Genomic DNA, 12820 nt, shown 5'->3' on the forward strand with positions numbered 1-12820 from the left:
AAGAATGGCACTGGTAGACATCAAAGTCCCGGACATCGGGGATTTCGACGAAGTCGGCGTGATCGAGCTGCTCGTCAAGGTGGGTGACACCGTCAAGGCCGAGCAGAGCCTGATCACCGTGGAGTCCGACAAGGCCTCCATGGAGATTCCATCCAGCCATGCGGGCGTGATCAAGGAACTGAAAGTCGCGCTGGGCGACAAGGTCAAGGAGGGTTCGGTCATCGCCGTGATCGAGGCTGCAGGCGCCGCCGCAGCCGCAGCCCCTGCTGCCGCACCAGCCCCGGCCGTGGCCGCTGCCCCGGCGGCAGCGCCCGCGGCAGCCGCTCCGGTGGCGGCTGCACCCGCCACGGCCACAGGCTCTATTGAAGTGCGCGTGCCCGACATCGGCGACTTCAAGGATGTGGCGGTGATCGAACTGCTGGTCAAGCCTGGCGACACGATCAAAATTGAGCAGTCGCTGTTTACCGTGGAGTCCGACAAGGCCTCGATGGAGATTCCGTCGCCCGCCGCAGGCGTGCTCAAGGAGCTGAAGGTCAAGCTGGGCGACACCGTCAACATCGGTGACCTGGTGGCGGTGCTGGAAGGTGCAGTGGCTTCTGCCGCGCCTGCAGCTCCCGCAGCCGCTGCACCAGCCCCTGTGGCAGCACCCGTGGCCGCTCCTGTGGCTTCTGCTGCACCTGCCGTGGCGGCTGCGGCCCCCACCGCCGCTGTGGCCTTGGCTGCCGCGCCTGCCCACACCCCGGGCGGTGCCCCTGTGGGCCTGCCACACGCCAGCCCCTCGGTGCGCAAGTTCGCCCGCGAGCTGGGCGTGCCGCTGGAAGAAGTCAAGGGCTCCGGCCTCAAAGGCCGCATCACGGCCGAAGACGTGCAGGCCTTCACCAAGCAGGTGATGACCGGCGCGGTGCAGACCAAGGCCCAGGCGGCCAAGGCTCCTGCTGCGGCATCCGGTGGCTCTGGCGTGGGCCTGGACCTGTTGCCCTGGCCCAAGGTGGACTTTGCCAAGTTCGGCCCTGTCGAGCGCAAGGACCTCTCCCGCATCAAGAAGATCAGCGGTGCCAACCTGCACCGCAACTGGGTCGTCATCCCGCACGTCACCAACCACGACGACGCGGACATCACCGACCTGGAAGCCTTCCGCGTGCAGTTCAACAAAGAGAACGAGAAGAGCGGCGTCAAGGTCACCATGCTGGCCTTCATGATCAAGGCCGCCGTGGCCGCGCTCAAGAAGTTCCCGGAGTTCAACAGCTCGCTCGACGGCGACCAGCTGGTGATGAAGAACTACTACCACATCGGCTTTGCGGCCGACACGCCCAACGGGCTTGTGGTGCCCGTCATCAAGGACGCTGACCAAAAGGGCATCGTGCAGATCAGCCAGGAAATGGCCGAGCTGGCCAAGAAGGCGCGCGACGGCAAGCTCGGCCCTGCCGACATGACCGGCGGCTGCTTCTCCATCAGCTCGCTGGGTGGCATTGGTGGCCGTTACTTCACGCCCATCATCAACGCGCCTGAAGTTGCCATCATGGGCGTGTGCAAGAGCAGCCTGGAGCCCAAGTGGGACGGCAAGCAGTTCGCGCCGCGCCTGATGCTGCCGCTGTCGCTCAGCTGGGACCACCGCGTGATCGACGGTGCCGCTGCCGCACGCTTCAACGTGTACTTTGCCTCGCTGCTGGCGGACTTCCGCCGCATCGTGATGTAACGCGAGGGCACCACACATGGCAATCATCGACATCAAAGTGCCCGACATTGGCGACTTCGCCGAAGTCGGCGTGATCGAAGTGCTGGTCAAGCCCGGCGACACCATCAAGGCCGAGCAGAGCCTGATCACCGTGGAGTCTGACAAGGCCTCCATGGAGATCCCGTCCAGCCACGCGGGCGTGGTCCAAGAGCTGAAAGTGAAGCTGGGCGACAAGGTCGCCGAAGGCACGGTGGTGCTGACACTGGAAGTGGCCGGCGCTGCCGCTGCGCCCGCTCCGGCGGCACCGGCTTCTGCACCTGTGCCAAATCAAGCTCCAGCCCAGCAAATTCAAGCACAAGCCGCTATCAAAATAGAAGCATCCAGCTTTGGCGGAGCGGCCGATCTGGAGTGCGATGTGCTCGTGCTGGGCGGTGGTCCTGGCGGTTACTCGGCCGCGTTCCGCGCAGCCGACCTGGGCCTGAAGGTCGTCCTCGTCGAGCGCTACGCCACCCTGGGCGGCGTGTGCCTGAACGTGGGCTGCATTCCCTCCAAGGCACTGCTGCACGTGGCCGCGGTGATGGACGAGGTCTCGCACCTGTCCGCTGCAGGCATCGACTTTGGCGCGCCCAAGGTCAATGTCGACACGCTGCGCGGCCACAAAGAGAAGGTGATCGGCAAGCTCACCGGCGGCCTGGCGGCCATGGCCAAGATGCGCAAGGTGACCACCGTGCGCGGCTACGGCGCTTTCGTCGGGGCCAACCACCTCGAAGTGGAAGAAACCACCGGCACAGGCCAGGACAAGACGGGCACCAAGAAGGTCATCGCCTTCAAGAAAGCCATCATCGCCGCGGGCAGCCAGGCCGTGCGCCTGCCGTTCATGCCCGACGACCCGCGCGTCGTGGACTCCACCGGCGCGCTGGCGCTCAAGGAAGTGCCCAAGCGCATGCTGATTCTGGGCGGCGGCATCATCGGCCTGGAAATGGGCACCGTCTACAGCACGCTGGGCGCACGACTGGATGTGGTGGAGATGATGGACGGCCTGATGCAGGGCGCAGACCGCGACCTGGTGAAGGTGTGGCAGAAGATGAACGCCCACCGCTTCGACAACATCATGCTCAAGACCAAGACCGTGTCCGCACGCGCCTTGCCCGAAGGCATCGAAGTGACCTTTGCCGCGGCGGAAGAGGGCGGCACCGCCCCCGCGCCCCAGGTGTACGACCTGGTCCTTCAGGCCGTGGGCCGCACGCCCAACGGCAAGAAGATTGCCGCCGAGAAAGCCGGCGTGGCCGTCACGGACCGTGGCTTCATCAACGTCGACATCCAGATGCGCACCAACGTGCCGCACATCTTCGCCATCGGCGACATCGTGGGCCAGCCCATGCTGGCGCACAAGGCGGTGCATGAGGCGCACGTGGCGGCCGAAGTCATTGCCGGTGAACTGCAGGGCAACAAGGAACTGGCATCCGCCGCCTTCAACGCCCGCGTGATCCCATCCGTGGCCTATACCGACCCCGAAGTGGCCTGGGTGGGCCTGACCGAAGACCAGGCCAAGGCCCAGGGCATCAAGGTCAAGAAGGGCCTGTTCCCCTGGACGGCCTCCGGCCGCGCCATTGCCAATGGCCGCGACGAGGGCTACACCAAGCTGCTGTTCGACGATTCCCCCGAGGCCCACGGCCACGGCAAGATCCTGGGCGGCGGCATCGTAGGCACCCATGCGGGCGACATGATTGGCGAGATCGCTCTGGCGATTGAGATGGGTGCCGACGCCGTGGACATCGGCAAGACCATCCACCCGCACCCCACGCTGGGCGAGAGTATCGGCATGGCTGCGGAGATTGCGCACGGCAGTTGCACGGATGTGCCGCCGCAGAAGAAATAACCTGAGATCGCTCTTGGGTTGCTACTGATTCAGTAGCTGGCCGCGCAGATCCTGTCAGGACTGCGCGGTTTTTTCTTGGGCGCGTGTGCGCTGTCGTTCTATCTGGCGGTAGGAGCGGTGTGGACGGCCCGCTGCGGTGGATCAGGGGATACGCACGCCCGCGCGGCGGGCGGGCTGTCAGCGCCCGACGTTCTGGCAGTCCGGGCAGCGGCCGTACAGCGTGAGCTCGTGGTCTTCCAGGCTGAAGCCTTGCGGCACCAAGCGGGCAAGATTGCCCGGGCACGCGTCGATGTCGAACACGCGCTGGCAATGGCGACACAGGAAGTGGTGGTGGTGGCCGTGGCGCATTTCGTAGCGCGGGTTTTCTCCGGGCAATTGCACGACCTGCAACTCACCGGCTTCGACCAGGCTCTTCAGGTTGCGATAGACGGTGGCGAGTGACAGACCCGGCACTTCTGCTTGAGCGCGCTCCAGAATCTCTGGGGCCAGCAAGGGGCGGCCCGCTTGTTCAACAGTGGTGCGGATGGCGGTGCGCTGCCGGGTAGAACGCTGCGTGGATTCCATGGGGGCAGTGTAGCCAGCGCACGCATGACCTTGTGGACCACACCTCGTTGCTAACGATAATGAGAATGCATTATCATTAGCGGCGGTGCCTGCTCGTCCCTCTGCAGCACACCTGCCTGCCGATGCCCCCCTTCCGGCCGCGGCTCGGGCCTGTGTGCAGTGCCAGCGCCCAGAGTCCAAGTGCACTCGAAGCGGCGCAAGCCGCTTCGGCCCCTGCGGGGCATGAGGGCACAGACCCGACCATTGGGACGCTGACGCGCCCACCGTTATCCCTTCCATTCCTGAGGACCCCGTTCATGAAGATCTCTGTGCAGTCGCGCCGCTGGGCGCTCTCTTTGCTGGCCACGGCCTTGCTGGCCGCCTGTGGTGGGGGGTCCAGCGGCCCGGACGGCGCGCATGACTCGGTGAGCATCGCCACGGCGGGCCGCCTGGCCATGGCCGAGCAGGGGAGCAAGACCTTGCGACTGCACGACCTGGACAGTGCGTCCGCTGCTGTGGAGGCCAGCTACACGCTCGACAATGAGCCATCGGCGGTGTACGCGAGCCCGAGCGGCCGTTACGCCCTGGCGGTGCAGCGCTTGCAGGACCAGGTTCAGATCATCGACGGCGGCATCTGGCAAGAAGACCACGGCGACCATCTGCACGACTACAAACAGGCCAGTCGCTCGGTTGCCTGGAAGATCACCGGCCCACGGCCCACCCACTATGACGTGCAGGCGGGCAAGCAGGCCGCCTTTTTCATGGACGGCAATGCGACGGCGTCGCCGGTGCAAAACGCAGGGGTGCGTCTGTTCACCGATGCGTCGATCGCGCGGGCCAGCCTGGTGGCCAGCACCGATCTGAATGTCCCGATCCACGGCTTGGCCGATCCTCTGGATGACAAATTGCTGCTGGTCAGCCGGGCCGCGGATGCCCCGGACACCTTGCCCACCCACCTTAACCTGCACCTGCGCAATGGCAGCGGCTACAGCTTCTCGCGCCAAGTGGCCACCCGGTGCGATGGCATGCATGGCAGCTTCAGCAGCGGTGCCTACACCGTCACGGGATGCCTGGACGGCATGCTGCTCGTGCGCCACACCGCCGCCAACGCGGTGGACGATGGCCGCAAGCTCACCACCCGCCTGCGGGTGGGCACGATTGCAGGCCATGCCAGTTTGCCCGGTCATTTCATCGGGGTCGCGACCGAGGGCACTGCGCCCGCCCCGGTCACGACCCGGTTCTACGCCGTGGACGCCGAACGTGCCAGCGTGACCGACTTGGTACTGCAGGGATGGGAGACGGGACGCCAGCGTCGCGCCCATGCATTTGATCGCAGCGGTCAGCGCTTCTTTGTGCTGGACGACCAGGGCACCCTGGTGGTGACGCAGCGCCAGAACGGCGGGTGGGCGCCGCTCGCGCGGATTGCCGGTGCGATTCCTGCCATGCCCAGCGCGGCCCCGTGGCCCACGCTGGTGACCAATGGCGCCGTGAATGAGCTGTACCTGACCGATCCGGTGGCCCGCCAGTTGGTCGTGCTGGACAGCAGCACCGGTGCCGTGAAGGCGCGCCGGAGTCTGGGGTATGTGCCGTCCACTGCTGCCTGGCTGGGCATCACCCGCTGACCCAGGCTACCGCGGTCTTGCGCAGCGCAGACAGCGCTTGCGCAAGCTCCGCTGGAGCAGCGTCGGCCAGGCCGCTGGCGGCGAGTGGCGGTGACGCGAGGGGCGCTCGTTCCGCAGCCGCTCGCCCCGGCCGCCCATGCGGCTGGCTTCACACCCAAGGGCACTGCGAGCGACAGACCTGCGGCCGCTGCGGCACAGCCTCGCATCGAAAGTGTTGGAAAATAGCGGGTTTGTCGCCGCGCTACGCCGTGGCGGCAGACCCGCCCGGCCCTCTTACACGCTCCCCTGAGCCAGTTCATGCAAGACGTTCAACACTCCAAGGTCTCTGTCGAAAAGATCGGCGGCACTTCCATGACCGCCTTCGGTGATGTGCTGCGCCACATCATGCTGTACGACCCCCAGCGCATCAACGGCCGCATCTACGTGGTGTCGGCCTACTCGGGCGTGACGAACCAGTTGCTGGAGCACAAAAAGACCGGCGAGCGTGGCATTTACGCGCTGTTTGCCGAAGGCAAGGGCTACCAGGAGGCCCTGAACCAGCTGGCTGTGAGCCTGAAAAAGCTCAACGCCGGGTATGCCGACCTGGGCCTGCCGCTGGCCGTGGCCGATGCTTTCATCGACCAGCGCATCGGTCAGGCACGCGAGTACCTGAGCGCCATGCAGCATGTGCTGGCCAGCGGCTACCTGAGCCGCAAGGATGTGCTGCTGGCAGCGCGCGAAGTGCTGGCGTCCATCGGCGAATCGCACAGCGCGTTCAATTCGGTCGAGATCCTCAAGGCCAACGGCGTGAACGCCGTGCTGATGGACCTGGCCGGCTTTGACGACAACGAGGCCTGGACGATTGACGAGCGCATCGCGCAGAGCTTCCGCGGGCTGGAGCTGACCGACAAGGTGGTGGTGGCCACGGGCTACACCAAGGGCATCGAAGGCATCATGCGCGAGTTTGACCGCGGCTACTCCGAGGTCACGTTCAGCAAGATCGCCGTGGAAGTGCGCCCGGCCGAGGCGGTGATCCACAAGGAATTCCACCTCTCGTCGGCCGACCCCAACCTGGTGGGCCTGGAAAACGCCATCGTGGTGGGCGCCACCAATTACGACGTGGCCGACCAGCTGGCCGACGTGGGCATGGAGGCCATCCATCCCAAGGCCGCCAAGCCGATGGAACTGGCGGGCATCCCGATCCGCCTGAAAAACACCTTCGAGCCCGACCACCCGGGCACGCTGATCACCAAAGACTTCGTGGGCGAGCGCGCGCGGGTCGAAATCGTGACCGGCACCGACAAGGTCACGCTGATCGAGATCCACGACCCCAGCATGGTGGGCACGGTGGGCTTCGACGCGGGCCTGATGAACGTGTTCTGCAAGCACGACGTGAGCTACATCCTCAAGGCCACCAACGCCAATTCGATCGCCCACCTGGTGTGGGACAACCAGGTTACGCCTGAGCTGGTGGCCGAGCTGCAAGAGGCCTACCAGGTGGTCACCGTCAAGCCCAGCGCGATCGTGTGCACCATCGGCTCGAACATCGGCATTCCCGGCGTGCTGGCCAAGGCCGCGCAGGCGCTGGCCGATGCGCAGGTCAATGTGAATTGCGTGTCGCAAACGCTGCGCCAGGTGAACATGCAGTTCGTGATTGAGCGCGAGGACTACAAGACCGCGATCAAGGCGCTGAACCTGGCGCTGTGCGTCAATTCGGGCGCTCCGGTGCCGCGCGCCTGAACACGCGCGCCCACCCCGTGCAAAAAGCCCGCCTCGCGCGGGCTTTTTTGTGCCGCTCTGCCGGGCGCTGGTGGGCCTTGTGCGCAGGCAGGCCTGTTTACCCGTGCTTACCCGCGAGAGATAATTAATCTTGTTTGGATAAAAAGAGGTACCCATGGCCGCCGATGTGTTCCACCGCACCGCGTACGCAGAGCAGATGGCGCAGCAGCTGCTGCAGCCGTCACCGCTGCACCTGAATGTGCGCTCTGGCGTGCTGCTCTCGGGCATCCGCCGCATGGGCAAAACCACGTTCTTGCGGCAAGACTTGGTGCCCGCGCTCGAAGCCCGCGGTGCGCTGGTGGTCTATGTGGACCTGTGGGCCGACCGCAGCAAGAGCCCGGCGGCGCTGGTGATGGATGCGGTGCGGGCCACGCTGCGCGAGTTGCAAACCCCGGGCTCTGGGCTGCTGCAGCGTCTGAAGGGCCTGAACCTGGGCGCGTTGGGCCTGAGTCTGGGGTTTCAGGTCGAGCACCTGGGCCAGCCCCAGGGCGTGACGCTGGCGCAGGCTTTTTCCGAGCTGGTGGCGCGCACCGGGCGCGATGTGGTGCTGATCGTGGACGAAGTGCAGCAGGCGCTGGGCACCGAAGACGGCAGCAGCCTGCTGCACGCGCTCAAGGCCGCGCGCGATGCGGTGAACGCCCGCCCGGGCACGCCCGGGTACTTTCTGTTTCTGGGCACCGGCTCGCACAAGTCGCTGATCACCGACATGGCCACGCGCCATTCGCAGCCCTTCACCGGGGCGCTGACCACAGCCTACGCGCCGCTGGGGCGCGATTTTGTGGAGTGGCAGCTCGCGCGCATCGGCCGCACGGCGGGTGCGGTGCTGCCGTCGGCCGACGCCGCCTGGGCGGGCTTTCAGGCCCTGGGCCACCGGCCCGAGGAACTGCTGCGCGCGCTGGTGCAACTGCAAAGCGCTCCGGCCCCGGCCGATGCGGCCTTTGCCATCATCTGCGCCACGCTGGCCTCGGCCGCGGCCGATGTGGAACTGCGTGCCATCGAAGACCTGGGTGTGCTGGGCCAGGCGGTGTTCGACCACATTGCCCAGGCAGAGGAGGGTGGTGTGTCGGGGCTGTTTGGCGAAGAAGCGCTGGCGCGCTACGCCGCGCGCATCGGTGCTCCGGTGAGCGCGTCGCAGGTGCAGAAGCTGGCCGAAAAGCTCATCAGCGCCAACCTGGTGGTGCGGCCCGGGCATGGCGTGTACGCCGTGGCCGACCCCTTTGTGCGCCATGTGTGGCGCGAGCGGGTCCAACTGCTGTCGCAGTGAAGGTGCCGCAGCCGATTGCTGGCAGATGCTATCAAAAACATAGCTGCTCGTGCTTGATTTCTAAGCACGAGCAGCCATTTTGATGGGAAAAGTGGTGCAAAGCCCGGACATCTCCGGGCTCGCAGCCAGCTTAAGGCCGCACCAGCGTCAGCGGCTGGCCGATGCGCTCGCGCGCAACGTCTTCGGCGTGGAAGGGCAGGGTGGGCCACTGCTTGCGCGAGAACAGGCGCATCTGGTCGTTCGCGTGCGGCGAGGCTGGGTCGGTGGACTGGCCGTAGGTCAGCAGCGCCTGCGCCACGGGGCCGCGCGCGTCAAAGGTCACCGTCTGCACATAGCTCGTGCCGTAGTCGATGCGCAGGCCGCGGGCGTTGATGGGCGCGGCTTCCTGCCGCCCGATGTTGTTGAGCACGCCCTCGAACTCATCGCCGCCATGCAGCGCAATGGCCTCCTCGGTGATCTCGGGCCGCTGCACGCTGCCCAGCGGGGCGTCCAGCGCAAAGCCGGCCGCGCGCACCGCCTTGACGGCGTTGGTCAGCGATTCCCACACCTTGGTGGCTGTGGCGGCATCGTCCATCTTCAAGCCGGCTGGCGTCGCCACCGGTTGCTTCGGATCGAACGGAATGCGGTGTACGCCCGGAATATTGCGCGCCGTGCGCCAGAACTCGCGGAACAGGTGGGCCCCGCGGGATTCGACGTTGTTGCGGAGGTCCCAGCCGCGCAGGGCGGCGCAGGCGTCGCGGGCCTCGGCCGTGGGGGCGTTGGCGCAGGCCGCCAGCAGGTCGGGTACCACCACCTGGGCCATGAAGTTGCGGTTCTGGTAGAGCTGGTCTTGCATGCCCGACAGCGTGACCTTGCCGCGCGCCAGCATCTCCGGAATTTCGGCCAGGCCGGCGCGGGTGCGGGGCCGGGTCAGGGCGGCGTCGCCCACCAGGGGTGAGATGCCCTCGAACGTCTGCGCCGGGTGGGTGTAGAAGAAACTGTCGTTGCTGTTGTGCACCCAGTCGGTGCGCACGGCCACAGGCATGCGCTGCTGCGGAATCAGCCCCGGCACGGGCGAGGCGCTGTCTTGCCGCCACGCGCAGTCGGCCCGCGCGCCGTTGAGCACCACCAGGCCCGCGGCGCGGCGCAGAGCAGCGGCTGGGGCGCTGGGGGCGCAGCGTTCCAGCTGGGCGGCGTCCACGTCGGGCACCACGCTGGTGTCGGTGTAGAGCACGCGGCCGCTGCGGTCGGCCCCCAGGGTGTTGACCCAGGGCAGGCCCAGCCCTGCGTGGGCGCGGTGCAGTTCCTCCACATTGCGGGCGCGGGCCAGGGCCAGCGCGGCGTCTACCGTGCGGGTGTTGCCAGCGTTGGCGTCGCGCAGGGCGTAGGCGGTGCGGGCGTTCCAGGTCAGGCCTGCACGCGGCACCACCACCACCGGGCCCCAGCGGGTGCTGTAGACCGTGTGCTCGCGCTGCTGCAGGCGGCTGTCGTCACCCCGCACGGGCACGCGCACCGTGCGGGCGGTCATTTTTTCCGGCTGGCCGTCCACCAGGTAGCTCAGCGGATCGCCGGGCACCAGTGCCAGCTCGTACAGCGTGAAGCGCTTGCCGGTCGAGACCGTGTGCGACCAGGCCACGTCGCGGTTGAAGCCGATGGACACCACAGGGTAGATGCCCAGGCCCGCGCCCATCACGTCCAGCTGCCCGGGCACGCGCAGGTGCAGTTGGTAGAAGCGGTTCGGGCCGCTCCAGGGGAAGTGCGGGTTGCCCAGCAGCATGCCGCTGCCGTTGGCCGTGGTGTCTTTGCCAAAGGCCCAGGCGTTGGAGCCCAGCGGCGAATCCAGCACTCCAGCCTCGCGCAGGGCGTCGGCCGCGTCGGCCAGGTCGACTGCAGGAGCCTCTAGCGCCCCCTGGGCGGTGCCCGGGGCGGGCGGGCGCGCGCCCACCATGCCATCGGCCAGCGCGGCGATGCCGGCCTGCACGGCCGTGATTTCGGCCAGGCGGCGGTATTCCGGCAGTGTCATGGGCTGCACCCAGTCTTTGCCCGCGCAGGCTGCGGGCAGCTGGCCCTTGCGGTCGGCCAGGTAGCGGTTGTAGCCCGCCACGTAGCCACGCAGCATGGTCTGCGCCTCGGCGCTGGCCTTGCTCCACTGGCGCTCCAGGGCCGCATCGTCCATGTGGGCGGCCATGAAGAGGTCGATCTGCTCGTTGGGCAGGTAGCGCCGGCCCAGCAGGCCGATGGTGCGCGGCCCGAAAGTGGCGCTGCGCATGCCGCGCGCCGTGACCAGCAGGTCGGCCACCATGCACACGTTGTCCTGCGCGTAGGCATAGGCCACGCCGTAGGCCAGCGATTCCATGTCTTGAGCCGTGACGTGTGCCACGCCGTGCGTGGTGCGCTCAATCGTCACCTGGGCCCGCGTCCCGCTGGTGGGTGGGCTGGCACAGCCGGCCAGCAAGCCCAGACCGAGCACGCTGGCCATCAAGGTCAGGGCAGGGCCACGGCGCAGCGCAGGCAAAGAGTCGGAAGGCGGCAAACGGCGTGCGTCCGCCAGGCAAGAAGGGGATGGCATGGGTGTGTCTCCAGTCAGGCCAGGATGGCAGAACCCCTCTGCGGGGGGGCTGACGGCCATGCTAGGCCGTGGCACGCGAGCAGATCAAGCCAAAAACGCCAACCATCAAGCCGTTCGCGCCAAATGCGCTGTGTGGGGTGACCCTTTGGCAGTGCAACGCAGCGCAGCGGGTGCGGCTGCGCCAAAGGCCTGCGCATTGCGAGGGGCGCCGGCAAAGCCCCGTGTATCAAGCGTTGGCCCGCGATCAGCGGCCCGAAGCGGGCAATCGGCCGTCAGCCGGGCTGATCGGCCAGTTGCAGCACGGCCGCCCATTCGGCCGCGTCCACCGGCGTGATCGACAGCCGGTTGCCCCGCTGCAGGATGCGCATGTGGGCCAGGGCGGGCGTGCGGCGCAGTTCGTCCAGCCCCATCAGCCGGGTTTTGCGCAGCGCCTGCACATCCAGCAGACACCACCTGGGCTGGCCGGGTGCTGACTTGGGGTCGTGGTAGGGGGAGTCGGGGTCGAACTGCGTGGGGTCCGGGCGCACCCCGGAGGCCACGCGCGCGATGCCAGCAATGCCGGGCTGCGGGCAGCTCGAGTGGTAGAACAAAACGCCGTCGCCAATCTGCATCTCGTCCCGCATGAAGTTGCGGGCCTGGTAGTTGCGCACGCCGGTCCAGGCCACGGTGGCGTTCGGCGCCGCCAGGGCATCGTCGATCGAACATTCGTCGGGCTCGGACTTCATGAGCCAGTAGCGAAGAGGCGGGGGAGTGCTGACCATGGCGCGCATTGTGTCAAAGCCCGACCGCTTGACCATGCGGACGCCCACAGGCCTGCCAAGCGCGCAGGGCGCTGGGGCCGACCATGCTGTGCCGACCTGCGCGCGCCTTGTGGCACACAGCGCCCGGTATGCGCGCGTGTGCCCTCTATGGCCCCCGCGCGCGCCGCCGGGCCTTTGGTATCAGGTCGCGATCAGGCGGCGCTGAGGGCGCGTCTGCGGCGCGGCGGCCGCTTTGGCGTGAGGTGGCAGCCGGAACTGCTCCACCGTGTCGAGCAGCTCGCGCGCCTGCGTATTCAGGCTCCCCGCGGCGGCAGCCATTTCCTCGACCAGCGCGGCGTTTTGCTGTGTGCCTTGGTCCAGGTGCGTGACCACCTCGTTGATCTGGTCCACACCCTGGCTCTGCTCGCGGTTGGCCGTGCTGATCTGCTGCATGATTTCGTTGACCTTGCCGATCGCCTGCACCACCTGTTCCATGGTGTGACCCGCCTGGTCCACCAGGCTGCTGCCTTCTTCCACCCGCTCCACGCTGGCGGTGATCAGGCTCTTGATCTCCTTGGCCGCCTCGGCGCTGCGCTGGGCCAGACTGCGCACCTCGCTGGCCACCACGGCAAAGCCGCGGCCCTGTTCCCCAGCCCGCGCGGCTTCCACCGCGGCGTTCAGCGCCAGGATATTGGTCTGGAAGGCAATGCCGTCGATCACGCCGATGATGTCGGCAATGCGGGCGCTGCGCTGGTGAATGTCCTTCATGGTGGCCACCACCTGGGTGACCA

9 protein-coding genes are annotated in these 12820 nt (G+C 67.2%); 5 read left to right on the top strand and 4 right to left on the bottom strand.

Annotated features, from left to right (window positions below):
• The first annotated feature begins 4 nt into the window (after window positions 1-4).
• The gene (gene aceF / locus ABD866_RS04940; protein WP_345061740.1) at window positions 5-1696 is read left to right on the top strand and encodes a dihydrolipoyllysine-residue acetyltransferase; all 1692 of its coding nucleotides are present in this window, start codon (window positions 5-7) and stop codon (window positions 1694-1696) included.
• A gap of 16 nt (window positions 1697-1712) precedes the next feature.
• Complete coding sequence (gene lpdA / locus ABD866_RS04945) at window positions 1713-3554, top strand: dihydrolipoyl dehydrogenase (protein WP_345061742.1); 1842 nt, start codon at window positions 1713-1715, stop codon at window positions 3552-3554.
• Window positions 3555-3731: 177 nt separating this feature from the next.
• Here lpdA and ABD866_RS04950 read toward each other — a convergent pair whose 3' ends face one another.
• Window positions 3732-4118: a Fur family transcriptional regulator gene (locus ABD866_RS04950; RefSeq protein WP_345061744.1), complete on the bottom strand. Its 387-nt coding sequence runs from the start codon at window positions 4116-4118 to the stop codon at window positions 3732-3734.
• A gap of 296 nt (window positions 4119-4414) precedes the next feature.
• Between ABD866_RS04950 and ABD866_RS04955 the strand changes: the two genes are divergently transcribed.
• The 3 genes from ABD866_RS04955 (at window position 4415) to ABD866_RS04965 (ending at window position 8741) form a co-directional block, all read left to right on the top strand.
• On the top strand, window positions 4415-5719 hold the full coding sequence (locus ABD866_RS04955; RefSeq protein WP_345061746.1) for a hypothetical protein: 1305 nt from the start codon (window positions 4415-4417) through the stop codon (window positions 5717-5719).
• A 297-nt stretch (window positions 5720-6016) separates the two neighbouring features.
• Entirely contained in the window at window positions 6017-7438 is a 1422-nt protein-coding gene (locus ABD866_RS04960; protein ID WP_345061748.1) for an aspartate kinase, read from the top strand.
• Window positions 7439-7592: 154 nt separating this feature from the next.
• On the top strand, window positions 7593-8741 hold the full coding sequence (locus ABD866_RS04965) for a P-loop NTPase family protein (RefSeq protein ID WP_345061750.1): 1149 nt from the start codon (window positions 7593-7595) through the stop codon (window positions 8739-8741).
• Between the two features lie 130 nt (window positions 8742-8871).
• On the opposite strand, the gene ABD866_RS04970 is transcribed toward ABD866_RS04965, so the two are convergent.
• The 3 genes from ABD866_RS04970 to ABD866_RS04980 all read right to left on the bottom strand — a co-directional run.
• Window positions 8872-11199 carry a penicillin acylase family protein gene (locus tag ABD866_RS04970; RefSeq protein ID WP_425549550.1) on the bottom strand — a complete coding sequence of 776 codons (2328 nt, stop codon included), beginning with the start codon at window positions 11197-11199 and terminating at the stop codon, window positions 8872-8874.
• A gap of 362 nt (window positions 11200-11561) precedes the next feature.
• Complete coding sequence (locus tag ABD866_RS04975; protein WP_345061754.1) at window positions 11562-12050, bottom strand: EVE domain-containing protein; 489 nt, start codon at window positions 12048-12050, stop codon at window positions 11562-11564.
• Window positions 12051-12230: 180 nt separating this feature from the next.
• A partial coding sequence (locus ABD866_RS04980) for a methyl-accepting chemotaxis protein (RefSeq protein ID WP_345061756.1) occupies window positions 12231-12820 on the bottom strand: 590 nt, incomplete at its 5' end.

This window comes from Acidovorax lacteus, from assembly GCF_039540375.1.
GTDB lineage: Bacteria > Pseudomonadota > Gammaproteobacteria > Burkholderiales > Burkholderiaceae_C > Acidovorax_G > Acidovorax_G lacteus.